Annotated in this window: 18 protein-coding genes and 2 pseudogenes; 16 read left to right on the forward strand and 4 right to left on the reverse strand. The window is 71.2% G+C overall.

What is annotated here, in order from left to right; all coding sequences use genetic code 11:
- Window positions 1–18: 18 nt before the first annotated feature.
- From LXT23_RS14420 to recR, 5 genes are all read left to right on the forward strand, one after another.
- Window positions 19–1,557, forward strand: a complete 1,539-nt coding sequence (locus LXT23_RS14420) for a phytoene desaturase family protein (protein ID WP_253980737.1) — start codon at window positions 19–21, stop codon at window positions 1,555–1,557.
- A 70-nt stretch (window positions 1,558–1,627) separates the two neighbouring features.
- Complete coding sequence (dnaX, locus tag LXT23_RS14425) at window positions 1,628–2,839, forward strand: DNA polymerase III subunit gamma/tau (RefSeq protein ID WP_253980738.1); 1,212 nt, start codon at window positions 1,628–1,630, stop codon at window positions 2,837–2,839.
- A 376-nt stretch (window positions 2,840–3,215) separates the two neighbouring features.
- Window positions 3,216–4,412: a DNA polymerase III subunit gamma/tau gene (locus LXT23_RS14430; RefSeq protein WP_253980739.1), complete on the forward strand. Its 1,197-nt coding sequence runs from the start codon at window positions 3,216–3,218 to the stop codon at window positions 4,410–4,412.
- Between the two features lie 91 nt (window positions 4,413–4,503).
- Window positions 4,504–4,821 carry a YbaB/EbfC family nucleoid-associated protein gene (locus LXT23_RS14435; protein ID WP_253980740.1) on the forward strand — a complete coding sequence of 106 codons (318 nt, stop codon included), beginning with the start codon at window positions 4,504–4,506 and terminating at the stop codon, window positions 4,819–4,821.
- A gap of 6 nt (window positions 4,822–4,827) precedes the next feature.
- Complete coding sequence (gene recR / locus LXT23_RS14440; protein ID WP_253980741.1) at window positions 4,828–5,421, forward strand: recombination mediator RecR; 594 nt, start codon at window positions 4,828–4,830, stop codon at window positions 5,419–5,421.
- Window positions 5,422–5,455: 34 nt separating this feature from the next.
- Here recR and LXT23_RS50620 read toward each other — a convergent pair.
- The 4 genes and pseudogenes from LXT23_RS50620 to LXT23_RS50105 all read right to left on the reverse strand — a co-directional run.
- Window positions 5,456–5,761, reverse strand: a pseudogene (locus tag LXT23_RS50620) (AgmX/PglI C-terminal domain-containing protein); the annotation flags it as partial.
- Window positions 5,762–6,093: 332 nt separating this feature from the next.
- Window positions 6,094–7,366 (reverse strand): annotated as a pseudogene (locus LXT23_RS14445) (serine/threonine-protein kinase); the annotation flags it as partial.
- 2 nt (window positions 7,367–7,368) lie between these two features.
- Window positions 7,369–9,366 carry a FecR family protein gene (locus tag LXT23_RS14450; protein ID WP_253980743.1) on the reverse strand — a complete coding sequence of 666 codons (1,998 nt, stop codon included), beginning with the start codon at window positions 9,364–9,366 and terminating at the stop codon, window positions 7,369–7,371.
- A complete protein-coding gene (locus LXT23_RS50105) occupies window positions 9,363–10,901 on the reverse strand; it encodes a carboxypeptidase regulatory-like domain-containing protein (RefSeq protein WP_407692884.1) in 1,539 nt (512 codons plus the stop codon). The genes LXT23_RS14450 and LXT23_RS50105 overlap by 4 nt, the downstream gene beginning before the upstream one ends.
- A 234-nt stretch (window positions 10,902–11,135) precedes the next feature.
- On the opposite strand from LXT23_RS50105, the gene mglB reads away from it, so the two are divergent.
- The 11 genes from mglB to LXT23_RS14510 all read left to right on the forward strand — a co-directional run bounded on the left by mglB (window position 11,136) and on the right by LXT23_RS14510 (window position 24,509).
- The gene (gene mglB, locus LXT23_RS14460) at window positions 11,136–11,615 is read left to right on the forward strand and encodes a gliding-motility regulator GTPase-activating protein MglB (protein ID WP_002637270.1); all 480 of its coding nucleotides are present in this window, start codon (window positions 11,136–11,138) and stop codon (window positions 11,613–11,615) included.
- Window positions 11,616–11,626: 11 nt separating this feature from the next.
- The gene (gene mglA, locus LXT23_RS14465) at window positions 11,627–12,214 is read left to right on the forward strand and encodes a gliding-motility regulator Ras-like GTPase MglA (RefSeq protein ID WP_015347803.1); all 588 of its coding nucleotides are present in this window, start codon (window positions 11,627–11,629) and stop codon (window positions 12,212–12,214) included.
- Window positions 12,215–12,331: 117 nt separating this feature from the next.
- Complete coding sequence (locus tag LXT23_RS14470) at window positions 12,332–13,078, forward strand: dihydrolipoamide acetyltransferase (RefSeq protein ID WP_253980744.1); 747 nt, start codon at window positions 12,332–12,334, stop codon at window positions 13,076–13,078.
- 10 nt (window positions 13,079–13,088) lie between these two features.
- Window positions 13,089–15,515, forward strand: a complete 2,427-nt coding sequence (locus tag LXT23_RS14475) for a tetratricopeptide repeat protein (RefSeq protein WP_253980745.1) — start codon at window positions 13,089–13,091, stop codon at window positions 15,513–15,515.
- Entirely contained in the window at window positions 15,515–18,967 is a 3,453-nt protein-coding gene (locus LXT23_RS14480) for a tetratricopeptide repeat protein (protein WP_253980746.1), read from the forward strand. Before LXT23_RS14475 ends, LXT23_RS14480 begins: the two co-directional genes overlap by 1 nt.
- The gene (locus tag LXT23_RS14485) at window positions 18,964–20,358 is read left to right on the forward strand and encodes a tetratricopeptide repeat protein (protein ID WP_253980747.1); all 1,395 of its coding nucleotides are present in this window, start codon (window positions 18,964–18,966) and stop codon (window positions 20,356–20,358) included. The genes LXT23_RS14480 and LXT23_RS14485 overlap by 4 nt, the downstream gene beginning before the upstream one ends.
- A gap of 7 nt (window positions 20,359–20,365) precedes the next feature.
- Window positions 20,366–20,647, forward strand: a complete 282-nt coding sequence (locus LXT23_RS14490) for a hypothetical protein (protein ID WP_253980748.1) — start codon at window positions 20,366–20,368, stop codon at window positions 20,645–20,647.
- 4 nt (window positions 20,648–20,651) lie between these two features.
- A complete protein-coding gene (locus LXT23_RS14495; protein WP_253980749.1) occupies window positions 20,652–21,995 on the forward strand; it encodes a TonB family protein in 1,344 nt (447 codons plus the stop codon).
- A gap of 13 nt (window positions 21,996–22,008) precedes the next feature.
- Window positions 22,009–22,455 carry a cyclic nucleotide-binding domain-containing protein gene (locus LXT23_RS14500; RefSeq protein ID WP_253980750.1) on the forward strand — a complete coding sequence of 149 codons (447 nt, stop codon included), beginning with the start codon at window positions 22,009–22,011 and terminating at the stop codon, window positions 22,453–22,455.
- A 71-nt stretch (window positions 22,456–22,526) separates the two neighbouring features.
- A complete protein-coding gene (locus LXT23_RS14505; RefSeq protein WP_253980751.1) occupies window positions 22,527–23,090 on the forward strand; it encodes a hypothetical protein in 564 nt (187 codons plus the stop codon).
- A 153-nt stretch (window positions 23,091–23,243) separates the two neighbouring features.
- Window positions 23,244–24,509 (forward strand): porin family protein, encoded by a 1,266-nt coding sequence (locus LXT23_RS14510; RefSeq protein ID WP_253980752.1) that lies wholly within the window; start codon window positions 23,244–23,246, stop codon window positions 24,507–24,509.
- Window positions 24,510–24,543: the final 34 nt, after the last annotated feature.

A 24,543-nucleotide genomic window follows, 5' to 3' on the forward strand; every position in this document is an offset into this window, starting at 1 on the left:
CCTGTGAGGAGACCAGACATGCCAGACGTCATCGTGGTGGGCGCGGGCCACAACGGACTCGTGACAGCGGCGCTGCTCGCGCGCCGCGGACTCTCCGTCACCGTCCTGGAGGAGAAGGACGTGATTGGCGGCGCGTGCCGGACGGAGTACCCGTTCCGCACCGCGCCCAGGCTGGGCGTGTCCACCGGCGCGTACCTGCTGGGCCTGATGCCGCCGGAGCTCTTGCGCGAGCTGGAGCTGGACCTGCCCCTCAAGCGCAGGGACCCGCACTATTTCCTGCCCACCACCGGCAAGCGCTACCTCCTGTTCGGCTCGGACGAGCGCGAGCTGAAGCGCCAGTTCCTCGAGTTCTTCTCCCAGCAGGACTACGACGCGCACGTGGCGATGAACGCGGAGCTGGCGGCGCTGCGCGACGACATCGCCCCCGCGTGGCTCAAGCCGCCCTTGTCCCTGGAGGAGTCCGCCGAGCGCTACATCCGCCCTGCCCTGCGCGACGCCTTCGTCCGGCTGTGCCGCGGTACGGCGCGCGAGTACCTGGAGCGCTTCGGCTTCAAGTCCGACCTGGTGAAGGCGATGTACGCGGTGACGGACGCCTTCTCCGGCCTGGACGGCGGCTACGACACGCCGGGCACGGGCATGAACCTGCTCGTCCACAACATGTGCCGGCTGCCCGGCAGCGGCGGCACGTGGATGATTGTCGGCGGAGGCATGGGCACCGTCACCCAGTCCATCGCCAACGTGGCGCGCAAGTACGGCGCCACCATCCGCACCGGCGCGAAGGTGGCGTCCGTGCGCGTGGACCGGGGCGTGGTGAAGGGCGTGGTGCTGGCCAACGGCGAGGAGATGAAGGCCTCCGTGGTGGTGTCCAACGGGGACCCGTTCCGCACGCTGAAGCTGCTGGAGCAGGACGCGCTGCCCGCGGACTACCGGACGAAGGTGAACGCCATGGCCGTGGGGGGCACCACGCTGAAGGTGAACCTGTGCCTGAAGGAGCTGCCCACCTTCACCTGCCTCCCGGAGAACCGCGGCCAGTTGGGGCCCACCATCCACCTGCTGCCCGAAGAGGACGACGTGCTCGGCGCGCTGGCGCGCGGGTACCGGGACACGCAGGAGGGCCGGCTGTCGGAGTTCCCCTCCATCGAGTGGTACATCCACACCACGGTGGACCCGTCGCTGCGCGACGCGGAGGGCCACCACAACTCCGCCCTCTTCGTGGAGTGGGTGCCGTACGCGCTGAAGGGCACCACGTGGGAGCAGGAGGAGGCGCGCTACGTGAAGCACCTCCTGTCCATCTGCGACCGCTTCGCGCCCGGCACCAGCGACAAGGTGCAGGAGTACTTCGCGCTCACGCCCCCGAAAATCGAGAGCCACTTCGGAATCACGGGGGGCCACATCCATCATGTGGACAACAAGCTGGGCTTCTCGGACCGGCTGCCCTACGAGACGCCGGTGCAGGGGCTCTACTTCTGTAGTGCCGGGTGCCACCCCGCGGGCAGCGTCATCGGCGCGGCCGGACACAACGCGGCCAACGTGGTGCTACAGGCGCTGGGACGGTGAGTGCAATCCCACCTGGTGGGCAGGCAACGAGATGGATCATTCACGCCGTCGTGTTTAGATGACCAACCCCATGAGCTACCTCGTCCTCGCGCGTAAATGGCGTCCGCAGAAGTTCGATGACATGACCGGCCAGGAGCACGTGGTCCGGACCGTCGCGAACGCCATCAAGATGGACCGGGTCGCTCACGCGTACCTGTTCTGTGGTCCTCGTGGGGTGGGCAAGACGACGGCCGCCCGCCTGCTCGCCAAGGCCCTCAACTGTGAGAAGGGCCCCACGGCGAACCCGTGCGGCGAGTGCAAGGCCTGCACGGAAATCGCCGCGGGCACCAGCGTGGACGTGGCGGAGATCGACGGTGCCTCCAACAACGGCGTGGAGAACGTCCGCGAGATTCGCGAGAACGCGAAGTACCTGCCGCAGCGGGACCGGCACAAGATCTACATCATCGACGAGGTCCACATGCTGTCGGGGGCGGCGTTCAACGCGCTGCTCAAGACGCTGGAGGAGCCGCCCGGGCACGTGAAGTTCATCTTCGCGACCACCGAGGCGCACAAGCTCCCGGACACGATTCTCTCGCGGTGCCAGCGCCACAACTTCCGGCGGATTCCGGCGGCGCGGATGCTCCAGCGGCTCCAGGAGATCTGCAAGGCGGAGGGCGCGGGCATCTCGGACCGCTCCCTGTCGCTGGTGGTGCGCCAGTCCGAGGGCGGCATGCGCGACGCGCTGAGCCTGCTGGACCAGATTCTCGCGTCGTGCGGCGCCAACCCCACGGATGAAGAGGTGGCCGAGGCGCTGGGTGCCATCGACCGCACGATGGTGCAGGACTTCGCCGAGGCGCTGGTGCGCAAGGACGCGAAGCGCGTGCTGGAGCGCGTGGAGGAGGTCTTCAACCGCGGGCTGGACCTGAAGCGGCTGGCGGAGGAGCTGGCCCTGCAGCTGCGGCACCTCTTCGTCACCAAGACGCTGAACGAGGCCCCGGGCGAGCTGGCCGAGTCCGAGCAGAAGGCGCTCATCGCGCTGGCGAAGGAGGCGGAGGTCGCGCAGCTCACCCGCCTGTTCGACGTGGTGCATGGCTGCATCTGGGACGTGTCGCGCGCGGCCCAGCCGAGGCTCGCGCTGGAGATGGCGCTGCTGAAGGCCATCCAGCTGTCGCCGGGTGGCTCGATTCCGGAGCTGCTGGCCCGCGTGGACCGGCTCGCGGCCGGGCTGTCCCAGGACGGTTCCGCCAAGAACACCGCTGGAGCGCCAGGAGGTCGCTCCAGCTCCGCGAACTTTCGCGCCTGAGTCACGGCACGACTCAGCCGCTCCTGTCTCCACTCCCGCCCCGCGTCCGTGGGACGCTCGGGGTGCGCCCGCGCCCGTGGCACAGTCCGCGCCGCCCTCTCCGGCGGAGCCTGTCCGCCACGCGGAGGCACCGCGCGCGGCCGAGCCCATGCTTCACGAGGAGGCACCTCGCGTCGCCGAGCTCGTGCGCCACGCGGAGCCAGCTCGCGCCCCGGAGGCGCCACGCCCCGCCGAGGCCATGCGCACGGCGGCACATTCACGCGACTCGGGTGCTCCGTACCCTGTGGAGTCGATGCGCGCGGCAGAGCCCCTTCGGCATCCGGAGCCGTCGCGCCCGTCCGCACCGCTCTACCCCGTCGAGCCGCCTCGCCCCGTCATGGCGACTCAGGCCACGCCCCCCATGCCGTCGGGCCCGGTCTTCGACGACCTGCCGCCTTCCGCGGCCCGGCCGCTCTCGTTCCTCCGCAACGGAGGCGGCGCCGCCGGCCATGCGATGGCAGCACCGTCGCCATCAGGTGGCCCCGCCTACTCCGCCGAGAGCATCACTCCTTCCGGCCCGGTGATGGACGGACTGCCTCCGTCCGCGGCCCGCCCGCTCTCCTTCCTGCGCAACGGAGGCGGCGCCCAGCCGCCCGCGCCAGTGCCCGTCGGGGCCACCCCGCTCTCCCGCACCACCGAGCCCGCGCCCTCCGTGCGCGTCACCAACGTGCGCCGGCCGGAGCCACCGTCCGCTCCGCCCGAGCCACCGCCGTACGAAGATGAGGACGCGCGCTTCTATCCCGAGGAGAACTCGCCCGAGGGCTGCGCCTCCGGAGAGTGCATCCCCGACGCCGCGCCCATCGACGGCCCCGCGCCGCTCGCCGCCATGCCCGCGCCCACCAACGGCGCGCACGCCATCGGCGCCCAGGCCCTCATGCCCGCGCCCACCCACGGCGCGCACGCCACCGGCGCTCGGGGCCCCATGGCCGCGGCCCCGGCGCAGACGCCCTCCGCCCCCGCGCGCCCCCAGCCCTTCACGCCCCCCGCGCCCGCGACCTTCGCCCCGGAGCCGGACCCCGAGCCCGAGCCCGTGGCGGCACCGGCCCCGAGCCTCCGCGCCCGGGACAACCCCAACCTGCCCCTCATCGACCGGTGGCGGGCCGCCGTGGAGACCGTGAAGGGCGCCTCGCCCCGGCACGGTGCCGCGCTGGCGAACGGTCGCCTCGTCTCCATGCGGGCAGGAGAAATCGTCCTGGGCTTCCTGCCCACGGCCGGCTTCCACAAGACGGCCGTGAGCTCCCCCGGAGGCAAGGCCGCCGTCGACAAGGCCCTGGCCGAGCACTTCGGTCGCCCGGTGAAGCTCACCATCCAGGACATCGCCGCGGATGACACCCGGATGGGGCTCAGCATCGCCGAGCAGGATGCCCAGAGCCGCGCCGCCCACGAGAAGAGCACGGACAGCAAGGTCCGGACCCATCCCGCCGTCCGGGCCGTTCTCAAGTTCCTGGGGGGCGAAATCGAGCACATCCAGGTCTACGAGCCCGAGCGCCCCTCCGCCGTCCCTCCGACCGACACTCCGGACGACAGCGCCTGACAAGGCGCGCCGGCAACGGTAGGGTGCGCGTCGTTCCACGCCCGGGCGGGTCCAATCACGGAGCCCGCTCCCACGAGTACCGAGGAAGCACATGCCTGGCGTCGACCTGAACTACTTCATCCGGCAGGCGAACAAGCTGACGGAGAAGATTGAAGAGCGGAAGCAGCAGCTGGCGGATGAGACCGTCGAGGCGAAGGCCGGCGAGGGCCGTGTCACCGTCGTCGCCAACGGCGTCCAGGAGATCCGCAGCATCAAGATCGACAAGTCCGCCATCGACCCGAACGACACGTCGATGCTCGAGGACCTCATCACCGCCGCCGTGAATGCTGCCCTGACGAGCAGCCGTCAGCACATGCAGCGCGAGCTCGCGAAAATCTCCGGCGGCGTGAAGATCCCCGGCGTTACCTGATACCGGATGACCCCCGATCCGCTCAATCGACTCGTCGCCCAGCTCGCGAAGCTGCCAGGCATCGGCGAGAAGACCGCGCAGCGCCTCGCATTCCATATCCTGCGGGCGCCGGGCGAGTACGCCTCGGACCTGTCCCAGGCCATCCGCGAGGTGAAGGAGAAGGTGCACCTGTGCGTGCGCTGCTTCTCCCTCACCGACTCGGAGACCTGCGGCTTCTGCCGGGACTCCCGCCGGGATGAGCGCGTCCTGTGCGTGGTGGAGACGTACGCCGACCTGATGGCGCTGGAGCGCACCCGCGAGTTCAAGGGCCGCTACCACGTGCTGCACGGCGTGCTGTCCCCGCTCGAGGGCGTGGGCCCGGAGCAGCTGCGCATCAAGGAGCTGCTGGAGCGCCTCAACGACAGCCGCGTGGAGGAGCTCATCGTCGCCACCAACCCGGACGTCGAGGGCGAGGCCACCGCGCTCTACCTCACGCGCCTGCTCAAGCCCATGGGCCTGCGCGTCACCCGCATCGCCCAGGGCCTGCCCATGGGCGGCGACCTGGAGTTCGCGGACCAGGCCACGCTGGCGAAGGCGCTGTCCGCCCGCCGCGACCTGTAAGCGCCGGAAGGCGGCACCGGACGCCCCGGTGCCGCTACTGCGTCACCCGCCACTCGAAGGGCATCACCACGGTGACTTCCTGGTCGCGGTGCGCCGGGAAGCGCAGCCGCTCTATCTGGGCCTCCAGGCAGCGGCCCACTCCTGACGAGGCCAGCGCCCCCTTCGTCCCCGCCTTCACCTTGCCCGACGAGGCGATGGTGAGCTGCACCTGCACCTTGCCCTGGCTCGCCGACAGGTCCGTCTTGTAGCGCTCGAAGCACGCGGTGATGCGGGCCTGCCCGCGCGACACCACGCGCTCGATGTCCTCCACGCGCAGCGTCACCGCCTTCTTCGTGCTGGCGTGGCGCGCCTCCGGTGGGGCCTTCGAGGGCACGTCCTTCGTCCTGGCACTCGTCGGCGCGGCGATGGCCGCCTCTTCCGTCTCCGTGCCGTCCGCCGGAGCCACCGCGACCTCCGCGCCCGGAGCCGCGGCTGCCGCCGTGTCACCCACCGCCGTCCCCTGCTGTGCAGCAGCCGCCATCGCCGTGTCGCCCACCGGTACCCCGGGCTGCGCGGGAGCCGTCGCGGCGGCAGGGGCCTCGCCCGTGCCCGGAGCCGCGACTGGCTGTCCCATCGCGCCCTGCGGTGGCAGGTCCTGGACGATGGACGGATGCGCCTGGACCTTCTGCACGCCGACGTACCCGACGATGCCCACGCCGGCCAGCAGCAGCCCTCCCGCGAGCCCGAGGGCGGCGGTGCGCCAGCTGCGAGCCGCGGGCCTGGAAGCCGGCTCCGAAGGCACGGGAGAAGTCCGGACCGGAGGTGGCACGGCGGCGGTCCGGGCCTGGGCCTCGGCGCTCGGAACCGGACGGCCGCCGTACACGTCCGTCCCGTTGAGCGGCCCCTCCGCGCCGGGCGCCTGCACAGGAGAGCCCTCGGTGCCGTAGGTGGCGGTGAGGGTGGCCAGCGTGGGGATGCGGGTGCGCTCCGTGAAGCGCTCCTCGCCGAAGTGCCCGCGCAGGAAGGCGCCGAGCTGCGCGGTGCCCGAGGCGCTCAGGTGCTCGCCCAGGAACGCCTCCAGGCCTTCCGCGAAGGCCTCCGCGCTGGGGTAGCGGTCCTCCGGCTTGAAGGCCATGGCCTTGAGGACGATGGCCTCCAGCTCCTCGGGCAGGTCGGGCCGCAGCTCGCGCGGGCGCTTGAAGTCGCCCTGCATCAGCGCGTTGAGCACCGCCAGGTCATTCTCCCGCGAGAAGGGCCGCACGTGGGTGAGCGCCTCGTACAGGCTCACGCCCAGCGCGAAGACGTCAGAGCGCCGGTCCACCTCCTTGCCCTGCGCCTGCTCCGGCGCCATGTACATGTACTTGCCCTTCACCACGCCGGTGCGCGTGTTGACGAGCCTCGACTCGGCCTTGGCGATGCCGAAGTCCAGCACCTTCACCTGTCCCTGGTACGTCAGGTACAGGTTGGAGGGAGAGATGTCGCGGTGGACGATGTTGAGCGGCTGCCCCGCCTCGTTGCAGAACTCGTGGGCGAAGTGCAGCCCCCGCGCCGCGTCGATGAGCACCCGCAGCACCACGGGGAAGGGCACGTACTGCCGCCGCCGTCCCGCCAGCCGCAGCGTCGTGGAGAAGTCCTCGCCCGCGAGGTACTCCATGCAGATGTAGTAGCAGCCCTCGGTGAAGCCGAGCTCTTGAATCTGCACGATGTTGGGGTGCGACAGCTTCGCCGCCAGCCGCGCCTCCTCGCGGAACATCTCCACGAAGTCGGGGATGTTCGACAGGTGCGGCAGCATCCGCTTGATGACGACGTTGCGCTCGAAGTTGTCGGCGCCCAGCAGCTTGGCCAGGAAGATCTCCGCCATGCCGCCTTCGGCCAGCTTCCGCACCAGCACGTACTGGCCATAGGGGCGGAGCAGGGGCGCGGAGGCGACCTCGGGGACAGGTCGGGTCGTCTGGGGGGATGACATCCTCACGGCCCTCGGGGTCTCAGGGTGCGCACCGTGTGGACTTCCGGGGCACCGGAACGAGTCATCTTAAACACCAGGAGGGGGGGCGAGCCCACCGGCTCCACCCAGGTACTGAAACGGTGTTTGCCATCCAGCGCCACCGGACGTCCATTGATGGACAGGCGGGCGTCCACCGGCGCCACGCCGGAGGCTCGCACCCGCTCGCCTGCTCGCTGACCGTTACGCGGAGTGGAAACCACCAGCACCGGCACCGAGTTATCGTACACCAACTCCAGCTTGTTCATCCGCCCGCCCTTGAGCTGTGCGCCCGACGCGGAGAGCGGGGTGACGGACCAGAGGTAGCTGCCCTCCTCCAGCGCGCCTGCGTCCAGCGCGGCGCGCGTCTCCGCCACGGTGCGCTCCGCCACCGGCGTGCCCAGCGCGCCGGCCCGGTACACCGCCACGCGGTAGCGCGCCGCCGAGGCCTCCTCGCCGTAGGTGAACGTCACCGCCGGAGGCTTGTCCTGGTAGAAGATGGTCGTCTTCTCCGGCCCCTCGGGCACCACGTTGCGCACCCGGTCCAGCTGCTTCGACGGGCGCTCCGGCGCGAAGAGCGCGTGGCCCTTCGCCACCTCCGTCCCGTCCGCGCGGCGCACGCGCCAATAGAGGGCCCCGCGCGCCGGGGCCGGCACGTTGACGAAGGGCTTGTACACCGTGCCCGTCAGCACCGGGCGCGTGAAGCCCGCGTCCGAGGCCACCTCCACCACCGCCTCGCCCTCGCCCTCCCAGGTGAACGCCACCTCGGGCAGTCCCTGGTGATAGACCTCCGCGCCCTCGGCCACGCCCTCACCCAGGACCAGCGGCGCCGGCGCGAGCGGTGCCACCCGCGGAGCCCCGGCCTCGCCCTCCACGGTGGCCCGCTCTCCCGCGCGCAGCGCCTGTCGCGCCCCGCCGCGCACCAGCGTCACCTGCCCGGTGAAGGCGTCCACGAGGTAGCCCTTCCCCGTGCGCCGCACCTCCAGCCGCGCCGCCCCGCTGCCCTCCAGGTTCAGCCCCGGCAGCACCACGCGGCTGGTGCGGCCCTGCGCCAGCTGCAGCCCCAGCTCGCCCTGCCGCAGGTCCACCCGCGCCTCGTCCGTGCTGCCCCCCTGCCCCGCCGACTCCAGCACCAGCTCCGACGCCGAGCCCAGTGACAGCACGGAGGCCGAGCCCTCCAGCGCCAGCATCGCCGAGCCTCCCGCGCGCGTGCGCACGCCATCTCCGGGCGCCAGCACCTCGCCCTGCTTCTTCACCGGACGCCAGCGCACGTCACCCTTGGGGCGCAGCTCCGCGCGGCCCGTGTCCAGGCGCACCGTCACCGCGATGGGCGCCAGCTCCACCACGCGCGGCGTGCGCGCCACCAGCTCCACCTTCCCACCCGTCGCCGCCACCGCCTGGCCCTCGGCGGCGCTCAGCTGCTGGCCATCCTTGGAGACGAACTCGATGGCGCCCAGCCGCACCTCCACGCGGCCCGCGTCCTTCTCCACCTGCACGCTCACCTCGCTGGGCGCGTCCGAGCCCACGCGGGTGAGACCGAAGGGCGTGAGGATGCTCAGCGTCACCTTCGCGCCCTTGCCGCCGCCACCGGGCCGCGCCGCCGCCGCGGGCACGCGGGACAGCAGGATGCCGCGCTCCACCGTGAGGACGATGCCGCCCGAGTCCTCGCTCAGGGCGAAGCGCGCGCCGTTGCCCACCTCGACCGAGCGCCCATCCGGGAAGCGCACCGTCGCCGCGCCGCCCGCGCCCGTCTCCAGCGCGTCCCCTCCATAGAGAGGCCCCTCGGTGGCGGGCACCACCTTGCCGCCCCGCTCCAGGCGCACGTCGCCGGACAGCCCCTCCAGCCGCCCCAGCTCCACGCCCGCGTCCGGGGCCTGCGCCTGTACCGGTGCCGCCGTGGGAGCCACGGGCGGCGTGGCCGCGTCCTCGTCACAGCCCGAGGCGAGGAGCAGGAGGGCCAGGAACCAGGGGCGCGTGGAGCTCACCGTCTCTGCCTCGGGAAGAGATCGACGTTGAAGATGGCCTGCTCGCCGTCGCGCAAGGTGACGACCTTGGTCTGCGGCAGGTGCCCGCGAGCGGAGATGGTGATGCGGTAGGTACCGCCCTTCACCCGGACGGTGAAGGCGCCCTTCGCGTCCGTGCGCGTGCGCACCTTCGCCTGGGGAATGAGGAGCGTGGCGGACACCGGCTTGCCGCCGCGCGTGCTGCGCACCTGGCCGCTGAGGGTGGCGGGGTCGCCCTTGCGCTCGGTGGCGAGCGGCACGGACAGCTCCGCCTCCTGCCCGGCGACCACCACGGCGGCCTCCTCCGCCACACGGAAGCCGGGGGACTTCACCACCACCGCCACCGGCCCGGGAGCCAGGTCCTTCACCCGCGCATGCCCCATCAAGTCCGTGCGCACCTCCACCGCGCCCACCGCCACGCGCACGCCCGGCAGCGGCACCCCGTTCTCCCCCTTCACCACCGTCACCCGCAGCGTGCCCGTGGGCGGAGGCAGCCGGCGCGCCTTCACCTCCAGCGCCGCGCGCCCGCCCTCCTCCACCGACGCCCGCGCCTCGGACGGCGCGTAGCCCTCCGCGCTCACCCGCGCGGCCACCTCGCCCGCGGGCAGCTCCGCTTCCACCAGGCCCTGTGCGTCCGCCACGCGCTCCACGTCGCCCAGCACCACCCGCGCACCCGGCAGCGGCGCGCCCGTCTCCGCGTCCTTTATCTGGAGGGCCAGCGTGCCCACCGGCAGGCGGGGCGCGGGCGCCAGCGCCGGTGCGGGAGCGGCATCACGCCACGCCAGCTCCAGCGCCGCGCCCACCCGGCGCAGCCGCTGCTCCGAGCGCGTGCCGTCCGCCAGCGTCACCGTGTCCTGCACGTGCTGGAAGTCCAGCACCAGCGTGCCCGCCCAGCGCGACGCCGACTTCAGCGGCACCAGCAGCGCGCCTCCCGCCGAGAAGCCCGTCGCCTCCGCCTTCTCGCCGGCCGCGTCGCGCACCGACAGCGCCACCGGCAGCTCTCCGCGCGCCTCCAGCTTCAGCCCCGCGAACAGCGGCACCAGCACGCGCCCGTTCACCAGCGCCGCGTGCCGCACGCCTCGCGCCAGCACCGGCTCCGACGAGCTGCCGAAGAGCGGGAGCTGCGCGAAGCCGTAGCCCGCCCCCACCTCCGCCCGCACCGGCCCGAGCAACGCCCGCGCTCGCGGCCCCACCGAAGCACGCACCAGGCTGCCGCCGGTGATCCTCAACGTCCCCTCCTTCAGGTCGAACGCCTCGCGCTGCACCCTCGCCCATGCCCCCAGCCACGGCCCCACCCACACCGTCCCCACCGCCGCCAGGTCGTTCGGCGTCAGCCCCTCATAGGTGAGCCCCGGCCCTACATCCACCTGCCGACCATCACGCAGGGCCACGCCATAGCGCACGCGCAGCGTGGCCTGCTCCGCCACCTCTTCCGCATGGGCGGATGGGAGGGCGGCCAGCACCAGGAGCACCGGCGCCAGACGCGCCAACAGACGGAGGGGGGAGGGGGGCGGCAAAGCCCGGCGGAGTATAGAGAAACCCGCGAACGCCCCCAAACAGGTCGTCCGGGTGGCATGGGGACGGACGCCGATTGCACCCGGAGACGTGGATGGCTTCTTGCTGGAGTGGAAGCGCTTTGCTAAGCATCCTGACGGTCGGTAGCGCCTCGTCTAACCTCCGGGATTCACTCCAGAAACAATCGGAGCGCCGCCGTGAGCGGGGCGAGCGAACGCTGAGGAGCGCATACGCCCATGGGCACGCAACTGGTGATGTACGAAGAGGAGTTCACCAAGATCAACGCCGTTTGCGACCGGCTCACCAAGGACGCGAACGCGAAGGTGGTCTTCCTCGTCGACAAGAACGGTCAGCTCATCTCCTCGGCCGGTCAGACGCAGAACATCGACACGACCTCGCTGGCCTCGCTGACGGCCGGCAACGTGGCCGCGATGGGTGGCCTGGCCAAGCTGATCGGTGAGAACGAGTTCCCCAACCAGTTCCACGAGGGGGCCAAGGACTCGCTCTACATGACCATCGTCGGGAGCCGGGTCGTGCTGGTCGTCATCTTCGACAACCGCACCAGCCTGGGCCTCGTCCGCCTTCGCATCAAGAAGGCCAGCGACGAGCTCACGAAGATCTTCGAGAGCCTGGTGAAGAAGACGGACAGCCCGGGTGCCGGGTCGCCCTTCGCCGAGATCTCCGACGACGATATCGACAACCTCTTCAGCGAGTAAGCCGGGAAGCCATGTCCTTCATCAACTACTCATCCCGCGAAATCAACTGCAAGATTGTCTATTACGGCCCCGGTCTCTGCGGGAAGACGACCAACCTCCAGTACATCTACAACAAGACCGCAGCCGAGACGAAGGGCAAGCTCATCTCGCTCTCCACGGAGACGGACCGCACGCTCTTCTTCGACTTCCTCCCGCTGTCGCTCGGAGAGATTCGCGGCTTCAAGACCCGCTTCCACCTGTACACGGTGCCCGGTCAGGTCTTCTACGACGCCAGCCGCAAGCTCATCCTCAAGGGCGTGGATGGCGTGGTCTTCGTCGCCGACAGTCAGATCGAGCGCATGGAGGCCAACATGGAGTCGATTGAGAACCTCCGTGTGAACCTCGCCGAGCAGGGCTACGACCTGAACAAGATTCCGTACGTGGTCCAGTACAACAAGCGGGACCTGCCCAACGCCGTGACGGTGGAGGAGATGCGCAAGGCGCTCAATCCCCGCAACATCCCCGAGTACCAGGCGGTGGCGCCGACCGGCGTGGGCGTGTTCGACACGCTCAAGGCCGTCGCCAAGCTGGTGCTGACCGAGCTCAAGAAGGGCGGGTAGGCAGGCGTCACGCCTGGCGCCCCGCCCTCGTACCGAGCGTGACAAGACGGCCCACGGGGAAGGGTGGTATGACCTCGTGCCGTCGGGTCGGGCCGTCTGCCTTCTTGAGGTCGCACCGTGCGTGTCGCTGCCGCAACCTTCCACCTCCTCGCGCTCCTGAGCGCCACCGTCTGTCTGCCGGCGCTCGCGCAGGAGTCCTCCGCGGCCCCGTCCGCGGCCACCGCCCCCGCCGCGGAGCAGGCTCCGGCCGCCGCGGGGAGTGCCGGGCCGCAGACGGCGGACGAGGCCTTCAACACCCGCGTGAAGACCCTGGAGGAGCAGGTCGTCGACCTGAAGGAGAAGATCTACCGCTCCAAGGCGCGGCTGCTCCTGCTGCAGGAGACGGTGCTCGGCGGTGACGTCTCCACCGGCTCGCGCGCGGTCATCGTCCACAAGAACGAGATGGGCGGCTCGTTCCTCCTCGAGTCGGTGGCGTACGCGCTGGACGGCGCGCCCATCTTCACGCAGGTGGACAACGAGGGGGACCTCGGCAAGCGCGAGGAGCTCGAAATCTTCAACGGCCGCATCGTCCCCGGACAGCACCAGATTGCCGTGCGGCTGGTGTACCGCGGCAACGGCTACGGCGTGTTCAGCTACCTGGAGGGCTACAAGTTCAAGGTGCAGTCCAGCTACACCTTCAACGCCGAGCCCGGGAAGGTGTCCACCGTGCGCGTGGTGGGCTTCGAGCAGGGCGGCCTCACCACGGACCTGAAGGACCGGCCGGCGGTGCGCTACGACATCGAGGTGTCGCGCGACGCGGGCCGCAAGGCGGAGCCCGCTGCCGCCACGCCTGCGCCGGCCACCACCTCCGCCGAGCCGAAGTAGGGACCCGCCGGTGAACGCGTCGCTCCGCGCCCTCGCCCTCGCGGCAGCCCTGCTGGGCGCCGCGCCCTCCCCCGCCGCCGAGCCGACGCCGGCGCCGCGCGCGTCCGCGCGTGAGCTGGGGATGCAGCTCGACGCCGTGGAGAAGGGGCTCAAGGGCGCCGAGGAGAACCTGCGCTTCGTGGAGACGCAGTACACGCAGCGCCCCGAGCCCAGCGACGAGGACTCGCGGGTGCGCCGCTTCTCCGACGGCGAAATCCAGTACCTGCTGGGCGACTGGCCGGCGGCGTCCGTCCTCTTCTACGACCTGGTGAGCGACCCGCAGTTCCGCGCCCACCCGCGCTATGGGGACGCGCTCTTCTACCTGTCGGACTCGCTCTTCCAGCAGAAGAACTATATCGGCGCGCGGCTGTACCTGCGGGAGCTGCTCTCGCTGCCCTCCTCCGCCACGCGCTACCGCGACGCGCTGTCGCGCTACCTGGCGGTGGCCGGGCGGCTCAACCAGTTCGACGGCATCGACGAGTACGTGGAGAAGGCCCGCTCGCTGTCGGGCGGCCAGCTCCCGCCGGAGATGGCCTACGTCTACGCCAAGTGGCTCTTCCGCCGCACGGACCTGCCGCCCTCGGAGCGCCTCGCCCGCGCGCGCGCCGCCTTCACCCCGCTGGCCCAGGCCCCGGACGGCAACTTCCGCCTCCAGGCCGCGTACCACCTGGGCGTGCTGTCCGTGCAGGCCGGGGAGCTGCCCGCCGCCATCGAGCAGTTCCGGCAGCTCGCCACGCCGCCGTCCGCGCAGGCCGCGCAGGTGGCCCCGTCCGTCCCCGGGCAGCAGCCGCCCGCGGTCCACTCCCCGGAGTCGGACGCGCGCCGGATTCGCGAGCTGGCCCTGATGTCGCTGGGCCGCCTGCTGTACGAGACCGGCCGCTACGACGAGGCGCTGGACCGCTACGGCCAGGTCCCGCGCGACAGCGACTCCTTCCCGGACTCGCTCTACGAAATCGCCTGGGTCCACGTGAAGACGGGCAACCACCAGCAGGCGAAGAACGCCATCGACATCCTGCTGCTCGTGGCGCCGGACTCGCAGCTCGCGTCCGAGGCCCGAATCCTCCAGGGCAACCTGCTGCAGAAGCTGCGCAAGTACGACGAGGCGATTGCCACGTACACCGGCGTCATCGACACCTTCCGGCCGGTGCGCGACTCGGTGGACACGCTGCTGCGTGTGAACCAGGACCCGGTGGCGTACTTCGACCGGCTGCTGGGACGCACGGACGGCCCGCAGGACGTGACGACGCTGCTGCCCCCGCTGGCGCTGAAGTACGCCTCCACGCAGCGCGAGGTGGCCGACGCGGTGCGGATGGTGGGGGACCTGGACAGCGGCCGCAAGGGCTCGGAGGACGCGCGGACGCTGGCCGAGCGCATCCTCCAGGCGCTGGACACACGCGGGCTGGAGACCTTCCCGGAGCTGCAGGAGGGCTACACCCGCGCGGACGCGGTGGAGACGGCCCTCACCCACGCCGAGGCGTCACTGGTGCGGGTGGAGTCCTCGGTGCTGGAGACGGTGCTCACCCCCGAGGAGCGCGCACGGCTGGAGTCGGCCCGCAAGGAGCGCGAGTCGCTGGGGCTGCGCTTCTCCGCGCTGCCCACCACGCAGAAGGAGCTGGAGGAGCGGCGCCGGCGCATGCAGGCGCGCGTGGACGAGGTGGACCGCGAGGCCTTCCGCCTGGGCTACGAGCTGCAGAGCCTGAACGCCATCGCCACCGCGGTGCGCAAGTGGATTGACGACACGCGCGCCGAGCGCAAGACGGACCCGGCCGAGGAGCAGGAGTTCCTGGTGCAGCTCCAGGCGGAAATCCAGACGCTGACGGACCTGCAGGCGGAGCTGGACGGCACCCGCGCGCGGCTGGCGGACGAGCGCAACTCCGCGGACACGTCGCTGGCCGGCGAGCAGACCATCCGCACGGAGTACGCCGAGTCGCTGCGCCGCGAGCACGAGGTGCTGGCCCTGGCGGAGGGCCGCCTGCCCCAGGACGCCGCGCGCACGCTGCTGCGAGCCCACGCGGTGCGGGACTCGGCGAGCGCGCTGCACACCCGCGTGGTGGCGGCCAAGGGCGTGCTGCGCGGCCGGCTGGAGACGCGGGGCCGCATCATCCGCGACAAGGTGCTGGCGGAGCAGAAGCTCCTCGAGCGCTACGCGGCCGAGGTGGCCTCGGTGTCCGGTGACGCGCGCAACCTGGTGGGCCGCATCGCCTACGACAGCTTCCGCCGCGTGCGGCAGCAGTTCTACGACCTGGTGCTCAAGGCGGACGTGGGCGTGGTGGACGTGGCCTTCACGAAGAAGCAGGACAAGACGACGGAGATGCAGAAGCTGTCCGCGCAGAAGGACGAGGCCCTGCGCGAGCTGGACACCGAGTTCCAGGACGTGCGGACGGAGGGCAAGGAGTGATGCGCCGCGAACTGCTCGCCGCCCTGCTCGCCCTCGCCCCGCTGCCCGCCGCCTCCGCGCAGGCGGCGCGCAAGGCCGCGGCCGCGCCCACCACCCAGGCGGCCCCCGCTCCGGACGCGGAAGCAGCCCCCGCTGTCGCCCCCGAGGACCTGGACACCGCGGCCCCCGCCCCTGTGCCCCGCGAGTACCTGAAGGGCATGGGCCGCACGCCCGAGCAGGAGGCGCTGCTCGAAGAGGTGAGCCGCGCGCTGCGGACGTACGAGGAGGAGTCGCGCGAGTTCAACCGCGAGGTGCAGCTGCTCGTGGAGCACAAGTACGAGCAGAAGCGCGGCGCGCTGGCCGCCTCGTACGAGAAGGTCATCCGCGAGCTGGAGGCGCAGGAGCGCACGGAGCGCAAGGACGCCATCGCCCGCTTCGAGGAGTTCCTCCGCCGCTATCCCGGGGAGCCGCGCTACACGCCGGACGTGATGTTCCGCCTGGCCGAGCTCTACTACGAGCGCTCCGCGGACGAGCACAACCAGGCGGACAGCGAGTACAAGCAGCGGCTCGCCGCGCTCGATGAGAACCCCGACGCGGAGGCCCCCACCGAGCCGGCGGTGGACTTCTCGGACTCCATCGCGCTGTACCGCCGGCTGCTGAAGGAGTTCCCGGACTACCGCCTCAACGACGGCGCCTTCTACCTGCTGGGCTACTGCCTGGAGCAGCAGAAGCAGTTCGACGAGAGCCTCGGCACCTACGAGCAGCTCATCGCGCGCTACCCGAAGAGCCGCTTCGCCACCGAGGCGTGGGTGCGCATCGGCGAGTACTGGTTCGAGGAGTACGAGGACCCGGAGGCGCTGACCAAGGCGGCCGTCGCCTTCGAGGCGGCGAGCAAGGACCCGAAGCACCCCCTCTACGACAAGGCCGTCTACAAGCTGGGGTGGACGTACTACCGGATGGACCGCTTCGACGAGGCGGTAGCGTCCTTCCTCACGCTCGCGGACTTCTACGAGGCCCAGGCGAAGGCCAAGGGCGAGGAGAAGGCCACCGGCGACCTGCGCGCGGAGGCCCTCCAGTACGTCGCCATCTCCCTGGCCGACGAGACGTGGGGCGGCCTGCCCAAGGCGCAGGCGCTCTTCGCGAAGCGCGGCGCCCGCCCGTACGAGGCGGAGGTGTACCGGCGCCTGGGCAACGTGTACTTCGACCAGACGAAGTACCCCGCCGCCATCGAGGCGTACCGGCTGGTGCTGCAGAAGGACCCGCTGGCCCCGGACGCGCCGCAGCTCCAGCAGCGCATCGTCCAGGCGTACACGGGCGACCGGCTGATGGCCGAGTCCTTCGCCGAGTCCGAGAAGCTGGCCACCCTCTACCAGCCGGGCACCGCCTGGTACGAGAAGAACAAGGACGACCCGGACGCGCTCGCCCAGGCCAACGCGCTCACCGAGCGCAGCCTGTACAGCACCGCCACGTACCACCACCAGCAGGCGCTGGTGTTCAAGCAGGAGGGGAAGTTCGAGCAGGCCAACGCGGGCTTCCAGGTGGCCGCGCGCGCGTACGGCGCCTACCTGGAGCGCTTCCCCCGCAGCAAGAGCGCGGGCGAGATGCGCTTCTACCACGCGGAGTGCCTCTACAACTCCTTCCAGTTCGCCGCCGCCGCGAAGGGCTACGAGCTGGTGCGCGACACGGGCGTGGCGGACAAGCACCGCGAAGACGCCACCCTCAACGCCGTGCTCGCGTGGCAGCAGCAGCTCGCCCTGGACGTGAAGGCGGGCAGCGCGCAGGACCTCAAGCCGCTGCGCTCCACCGAGCGCCCCGAGGGTGAGGTGGTGAAGCCCATCCCCCTGGCCCCCACCGAGCAGAAGCTCGTCGCCGCGTCGGACAAGTACCTGGCGATGCTGCCGAAGACGGAGAAGGCGCCGGGCATCGCCTACAAGGCGGCGGAGCTGCACTACGCGCACAACGACTTCCCCGAGGCCCGCCGGCGCTTCGAGGCCATCGTCCAGACGTACCCCAAGCACGAGGTGGCGAAGTACTCCACCAACCTCATCGTCGAGACGTTCCTCATCGACAAGGACTGGCGCAGCGTCGAGGAGGTCAGCGCGCGGCTGGCCAGCAACAAGCAGGTCATCGACCCGTCCAGCGACCTCTACAAGGACCTGGTGAAGTTCAAGCTGGCCGGCCGCTTCAAGCTGGCCGACGAGCTGATGGCCGCGGGCAAGCACGACGAGGCCGCGAAGAAGTACACCCAGCTGGTGGACGAGGAGCCCCGCCACGAGTTCGCGGACAAGGCGCTCAACAACGCCGCCGTGGCGTACGAGAACACGCGCCGCTTCGACTCCGCGCTGAAGCTGTACGAGCGCATCTACCGCGAGTACCCGTCCTCGCCGCTGGCGGACGCGGCGCTGTTCCGCGTGGCGGTGAACGCGGAGAACTCGTACGACTTCGACAAGGCGGTGGCCAGCTACCAGAGGCTGGTGAAGGACTACCCGGCGTCGAAGGACCGCGAGGCGGCGCTCTTCAACACCGGCCGCCTGCTGGAGGGCCAGCAGCGCTACCCCGAGGCGGCGGCGACCTTCCTGCGCTACGCGGACCTGTTCCCCAACGCGGAGGACGCGCCGAAGAACCAGTACCGCGCCGCCCTCATCTACGAGAAGCAGGGAGACGCCCGCGGCACGGTGCGCGCGCTCCAGGAGTTCGTGCGCAAGTTCGCCACCAAGCCCGGCCAGGTGGAGCTGGTGGTGGACGCCCACCGCCGCATGGGCGACGCGCACCAGAAGCTGGGCAACGAGCGCGAGGCGCAGCGCTCCTGGGCCCAGGCCGCGAGCGAGTTCGACCGGCGCAAGCTCCAGGCGGACGCGAACCCGCTGGCGGCGGACGCCGCCGCCTATGGCCGCTTCCAGGTGGCCGAGGCGGAGCTGCGCAAGTTCGACAAGCTGAAGATTGGTGGCAAGGGCAAGGCGCTGGAGCGCAGCTTCACGGCCAAGCGCAACGCGGTGAAGTCGGTGAACGAGGCGTACGCGCGCGTCTACCCGTACAAGCGGCTGGAGTGGACGCTGGCGGCGCTGTACCGCCGCGGCCATGCGCTCGAGCGCTTCGCCAACACCATCATCGAGACGCCGGTGCCCGCCGAGGTGAAGCGGCTGGGGGACGAGGCCGTCGTCGTCTACCAGGACCAGCTCGCGCAGCAGACGACGGCCCTGGAAGAAGCGGCCGTGGAGAGCTACGCGGCCACGCTCGCGGAGGCGCGCAAGAATCGCATCTCCAACGAGTGGACGCGGCGCACTCTGGAGGCGCTCAACCGCTTCCGTCCCAAGGAGTACCCGGTGCTGAAGGAGCCCAAGCAGGCCCTGGCCTCGGACGCCGCCTACCCGGACGGGCTGGTGGGCAGCGTGGAGGGGCCGGCGCGCCCTCCCTCTGGCTCCCCTTCCGGCTCCGGAAATGAGCCCCGGCTGACGGGCGGAGGTGACAAGTGAGCTCCACGTCACGCACCCGCGTGCTCGCGCTCGTGGCCTCCGGGCTCCTGCTGTCCGCCTGCGCCTCCGGCCCGGAGACGCGCCCGGACCCGGCGACGGGCTCCACCGCCGCCGACAGCACCGGCGCCGCGCCGGACGCGGGCACCGCGGACGCACAGGCCTCGAAGCCCGTGGCCACGGAGCCCCGCCCCGCACAGCTCAAGGGCCCGGCGAAGGACTTCGCGCGCGCGGTGGAGGTTGCCCACCGGGGCGAGCTCACCGCGGCCGAGGCGGCGCTGCGCTCGCTGACGGAACAGGACCCGAAGCTCGACTACGCGTGGACCAACCTGGGCATCGTCCAGGAGCGCCTGGGCAAGCCCGAGGAGGCCGAGCGCTCCTACCGCCGGGCGCTCGCGGTGGCGCCCGAGCAGGAGGCCGCGTGGGACTGCCTCGCGCGCCTGTACGGCCGCACGGGCCGGTCGGTGAAGCTGGAGGCGGAGCTGCGCGGGCTGCTCGAGTCCCGGCAGGACTCGGTGCCGCTGCGCACCGCGCTGGCCATCACCCTGCTCCAGCAGAAGAAGCACGAGTCCGCCGCCACCGAGGCCAAGCGCGCGCTCAAGGGCGACGAGCGCCACGTGCGCGCCATGCAGGTGCTGGCGCAGGTCTACTACCGCGAGGGCAAGCACGAGCTGGCGCGCATGGTGCTGGAGAACGCCCGCGCCATCGACGCCACGGACGCGGCCACGCACAACGCGCTGGGCCTGGTGTACCTGGCCCTCAAGGCGCGCCCGCAGGCGCTGGAGGAGTTCAAGGAGGCCGCGCGGCTGCGGCCGGACTTCGCCGAGGCCCGCAACAACTTCGGCGCGCTGCTCAACGAGGCGCAGGACTACCCCGCCGCCGTCACGGAGCTGGAGGCTGCCGTCCGCTCCGCCCCGGACTTCGCCTCCGCCCGCCTCAACCTGGGCAACGCGTACCGGGGCCAGGGGGACTTCGCCCGCGCCCGGGCCGAGTACGAGCAGGTGCTGAAGCTGCTGCCGGCCTCCGCCGACCCGTACTTCAACCTCGCCATCCTCTACCTGGACGTGGAGCCGCCCGGCGTCGACACGCTGACGCGCTACAAGACGGCCATCGCCTACTTCGAGCAGTACCAGGGCAAGGGCGGCCGGGACGAGCGCATCGACCAGTACGTGAAGGACGCGAAGAAGGGCATCGACCGCGAGGAGCGCCGGCTGGAGCGCGAGCGCAAGGACCAGCTGCGCAAGGCCGCCGAGCAGGAGCAGGCCCAGGCCGCCCAGAAGAAGGTCGATGGAACCCCTCCCCCGGGTGCGGTGTCCCAGCCTGGGAGTGCTGCTCCCACCACCCCTGCCCCCGCGCCGGCCGGCTCGGGTAAGCTCGCCACCGATTCCAAGTAAGGTCGCCATGCGCCCCGCCCTCACCCTCCTCATGCTGCTCGCCGCCGCGCCCGCGCTCGCGCAGGACTCCGCGTCCAGCGCCACGTCTGCGTCCGCCACCGGCACGGCCCAGGGCAAGAAGGCGCCGCGCAAGGTCATCCGCCTGGACGCCATCACCGTCGAGGGGCGCATCCAGAAGCCCCAGGCCTTCTACATCCTTCCACGCTCCAACCTGAGCTTCGACGACCTCGGCCGCACGGAGAGCTTCGTGCCCAAGGTCGTGAAGAGCGTGGAGCAGGACCCCTTCTAAAGCCATGGCAGCCACTCCGCAGACCAAGCTGCTCCGCGTCGGTGTCATCCAGAACGGCCGCATCGTCGAGGAGCACCACGTCCGTCGCGACAGCGTGACCATCGGTCACGACGCCCGGAACACCATCGTCCTGCCCTCCTCCGAGGAACGGCCGGCCCGCTTCTCGCTGCTGGAGAACCAGGGCCAGCAGTTCCAGCTCGTCATCGACGAGTCCATGCAGGGCCGCGTCAACCTCGGCTCCTCGGACGTGGACTTCGACGCCCTGCGCGCGCAGGGCCTGGCCACCCGCCGGGGCGACCTCTACGTCCTGCCGCTGCAGGAGAGCGCCCGCGGCAAGGTGGACCTGGGGGACGTCACCCTCTTCTTCCAGTTCGTCACGCCTCCCCCGGAGGAGGCGAAGCCGGTGCTGCCCGCGGACGTCATGGTCAGCCGGTGGAAGACGATGGACCGCGTCTTCTTCGGCATCCTCGCCGCCTCGCTGTTCATCCACTTCTCCGGCGCCGCGCTCATCATTTCCGCCGAGGCCCCCAAGGAGGCCGAGCTGGCGCTGGACGAGCTGGATGACCGCTTCGTGCGCGCCATCATCCCCCAGCGCCCGCCCGAGGCCGCGAAGCCCGCGGACACCGGCCCCGCCGAGGCCCCCAAGGAGGACGCGAAGGCGGACGAGCCGAAGGCGGCGGACAAGCCCGCGGCGGACAAGCCCGCGGGGAGTGCCTCGGAGCAGCGCGCCGAGGTGGTGAAGAAGGTCTCCGGCAAGGGCCTGCTCAAGATTCTCGGCTCCAACAGCGGCGGCGGCCAGGGGGCCTTCGCGGACGTGCTCGGCGGCGCCAGCGGCGGTGGGGACATCGCGGCGGCGCTCGCGGGCGCGGGCGGCGTGGGCGTGGCCACCGAGGCCTCCGTGGGCGGCGGCACCGGCCCGCGCGGCGGCGGCGCCGGCAAGGTGACGGGCATCGGCGAGGTGGGCACCCAGGGCGGCGGCAAGGTCGACCTGGGCACCAAGAAGGAAGCCGCGGTGCAGGGCCGGGTGCAGGACTCCACGCCCGACGTGGAGAGCTCGGACGTGGACCGCAACGCCCTGGCCCGCTACGTGCGCTCGCGCCTGAAGTCCATCCAGAGCTGCTACGAGAAGGAGCTCAAGCGCAACCCCAACCTCAAGGGCAAGGTGGTGGTGCGCTTCACCATCAAGACGAACGGCCGCGTCGGCGACTTCGAAATCGAGGAGAACACCCTGGGCAACGAGGCGGTGGGCAGCTGCATCCGCACCACCATCCGCGGCTGGACGTTCCCCTTCAAGCCCGACTCCGATACCGGCGTTTCCTACCCCTTCGTCTTCTCTCCGGCGGGGTAGGCTCCGGGGGACCATGGAGAAGCTGTCCGTCATCGCCTCCTCTCCCCTCTTCGAGATGCTCTCCCCCGGGGAGCTCGCGCGCCTCGCGGAGCTGGCCCGGGTGCGGCGCTTCGGGGCCGGGGAGGTCGTCTTCGAGGAAGGCGACCTGGGCGACAGCCTCTTCGTCATCGTCGACGGCCAGGTGGAGGTGATGCGCCGGCTGCCCGGCGGTGACGTCCACTCCCTCATCGTCCTGTCCGCCCCCGAGTTCTTCGGGGAGATGGGCCTCATCGACAAGGACTACCGCTCGGCCACCGTGCGAGCGAAGACGGACGCCGACCTCCTGCAGCTCACCGCGCAGGACCTCCGCGCCTTCCGTCAGGCCCACGGCGATGGCTTCACCTTCGTCGTCGTCAACATCGCCCGAAGCCTGTCTGCTCGCCTGCGCGAGGCCAATGCCCGCCTCGCTGGCAAGGCTTGAAAACCCCGCCAGTAGTGGGTTTGACACCCCACCCCCCTGCCTCTACGCTCTTGAACATGCGGACTGTGGGAATGCTGGTGGTACTCGCCTCCGGGGTGGCGATCGCGCAGGGTCCGGCCTCCGTGCCGGCCCAGCCCGCGGGCCCCCCGCAGCCGCCCGCCGCCACCGCTGCGCTGGAGAAGGCCAGCGACGTGCCGGACGCGGACAAGCTCCAGCGCAGCACCCAGGCCCTGGGCCTGATGCGCGAGGTGCTCCGGCAGGTGCTCGGCAAGGTGGAGGAGGCCCGGCGCACCAAGGACGTGGTGAAGCTCAACTGCGCCAACGAGAAGCTCACGCAGATCAAGGGCCTGCTGCGCATCTCCGAGCAGGCCGACGTGTCGCTCCAGGAGGCGCTCTCGCGTCGCGAGGCCTCCTCCAGCGAGCACGAGTACACCAAGGTCATGATCGCCCAGCAGAAGGTCGGGCAGCTGCGCTCGGAGGCCGAGGAGTGCATCGGCCAGCTCGCCTTCCGCACCGATGAGAACCTCTTCGTGGAGGTGGAGGAGCCGGAGAACCTGCCAGGTGGAGACCCCACCCGGCCGCCGCCTCCGGAGGACGTCGTCGTCCGCCCTCCTCCCGCCAGCCCCATCCGCTAGCGCGCCGTGTGCCCACCGACCCACCGGGCGAGTCTCCCGCCCGTGTCCAACAATCAATTCGGCCCCGAGGAATGCGCGTGCTATGACGCCCCGGGCCGAACGCATGAAAGGTGGGAGCACGTCCTCCCGCCATCAGGGAAGTCCTTCTGAGCCATGAAGCAGTCTGGGAAATTCTGGGGGGGGTGGAGTGTGCTGGCGCTGCTGGCGCTGGGTGGCACCGCCATGGCCCAGGAACCAGCGGCGGCACCGTCCACGGGCGGTAATGGCTTCAAGGTCGGCAGCGGCCGGCTGCACCCGTACTTCGAGCTGGAGACGCGGCTGGACAGCGGCGTGGGCTACTTCGCCGGCCCCGGCGTGGACCCCGCGACGGGCGGCGTGTCCCCGGACCTGTCGGGCGAGTTCGCCATGCACTTCCGGCCGGGCTTCCGGCTGGAGGTTCCCTCGTCCAAGCTGGCCCTCAACCTGGCCGGCAACCTGGACTACGTGCTGTACACGGGCCTGATGACGTCCAACTCCGGCACCGCGTCCCACCTGGAGGGCGCGGCGGACCTGCTGGCGCGCCTCAACCCGGACGCGCCGCTGTCGCTGGAGCTGTCGGACCAGTTCGCGCGCTCGGACCGCACGCGCACCGTGGCCATTGGCGCCGGCGTGCTCAGCCTCTTCAACGAGGCCCGTGTGAAGGTGCCCTGGAAGCCGGGCGGCGGCGCGATTGAGCTCGCGCCCAGCGCGGCCTACGCGGTGGAGTTCTTCGAGCCCCTGGGCGCGCTGAGCCCGGTGGACTGCACGGACGGCACGTGCAACCCGCTCACCGCGGACCAGTTCGACTACGGCAACCTGCACTTCGGCCTCGAGGGCCGCTGGCGCTTCCTGCCGAAGACGGCGGTGGTGCTGGACACCGGTGTGGACCTGCGCAGCTACTTCAACGGCGGCAGCCCGGACGCCACGGTGCTGCGCGCCCTGGCGGGCGTGGCGGGCCTGGTGTCGCCCAAGATTGCCGTGACGGCCAAGGCGGGCTGGGGCCAGAACTTCGCGGCTGGGGGCAGTGGCACCTTCCTCGCGCAGTTGGAGGGCACGTACCTCTACAGCCCCACGCTGAGCTTCAAGGCCGGCTACCTGCGCACCATGGAGCCGGTGGCGGCCTACGGCGTCTTCACCGACAACCGCGGCTACGGCGAGGTCCGCGCCCTGTTCGGCGGCAAGCTGACGATGCGCGCGGGCGGCTCGGTGGACTTCCTGAGCTTCACCGCCGAGCGCAGCGACACCGTCATCAACCTGGACATCGGGCCCGAGTACCAGTTCCGCCCATGGCTCACCGGCGCGGCCGGCTACATGCTGGGCTCCCGGTCGTCCTCGGTGACGGGCGGCGGGCTCAACTACTCGCGTCACGAGGGGTATGCTCGCCTCTCCGTGACGTACTGAGCCCTGCTGCCCGGCGACGCCCGGACGGCGCACA

Origin of the sequence: Pyxidicoccus xibeiensis, from assembly GCF_024198175.1 — a bacterium.
Taxonomy (GTDB): domain Bacteria; phylum Myxococcota; class Myxococcia; order Myxococcales; family Myxococcaceae; genus Myxococcus; species Myxococcus xibeiensis.

What these genes read in the sequence shown, in the direction of transcription:
- LXT23_RS14435 (WP_253980740.1), top strand. Translation starts at nt 4,504, where the DNA reads ATGCCTGGCGTCGACCTGAACTACTTCATCCGGCAGGCGAACAAGCTG.
- LXT23_RS14505 (WP_253980751.1), top strand. Translation starts at nt 22,527, where the DNA reads ATGCTGGTGGTACTCGCCTCCGGGGTGGCGATCGCGCAGGGTCCGGCC.
- LXT23_RS14480 (WP_253980746.1), top strand. Translation starts at nt 15,515, where the DNA reads ATGCGCCGCGAACTGCTCGCCGCCCTGCTCGCCCTCGCCCCGCTGCCC.
- dnaX (WP_253980738.1), top strand. Translation starts at nt 1,628, where the DNA reads ATGAGCTACCTCGTCCTCGCGCGTAAATGGCGTCCGCAGAAGTTCGAT.
- LXT23_RS14430 (WP_253980739.1), top strand. Translation starts at nt 3,216, where the DNA reads ATGGCGACTCAGGCCACGCCCCCCATGCCGTCGGGCCCGGTCTTCGAC.
- LXT23_RS14495 (WP_253980749.1), top strand. Translation starts at nt 20,652, where the DNA reads ATGGCAGCCACTCCGCAGACCAAGCTGCTCCGCGTCGGTGTCATCCAG.
- LXT23_RS14510 (WP_253980752.1), top strand. Translation starts at nt 23,244, where the DNA reads ATGAAGCAGTCTGGGAAATTCTGGGGGGGGTGGAGTGTGCTGGCGCTG.
- LXT23_RS14500 (WP_253980750.1), top strand. Translation starts at nt 22,009, where the DNA reads ATGGAGAAGCTGTCCGTCATCGCCTCCTCTCCCCTCTTCGAGATGCTC.
- mglB (WP_002637270.1), top strand. Translation starts at nt 11,136, where the DNA reads ATGGGCACGCAACTGGTGATGTACGAAGAGGAGTTCACCAAGATCAAC.
- mglA (WP_015347803.1), top strand. Translation starts at nt 11,627, where the DNA reads ATGTCCTTCATCAACTACTCATCCCGCGAAATCAACTGCAAGATTGTC.
- LXT23_RS14490 (WP_253980748.1), top strand. Translation starts at nt 20,366, where the DNA reads ATGCGCCCCGCCCTCACCCTCCTCATGCTGCTCGCCGCCGCGCCCGCG.
- recR (WP_253980741.1), top strand. Translation starts at nt 4,828, where the DNA reads ATGACCCCCGATCCGCTCAATCGACTCGTCGCCCAGCTCGCGAAGCTG.
- LXT23_RS14420 (WP_253980737.1), top strand. Translation starts at nt 19, where the DNA reads ATGCCAGACGTCATCGTGGTGGGCGCGGGCCACAACGGACTCGTGACA.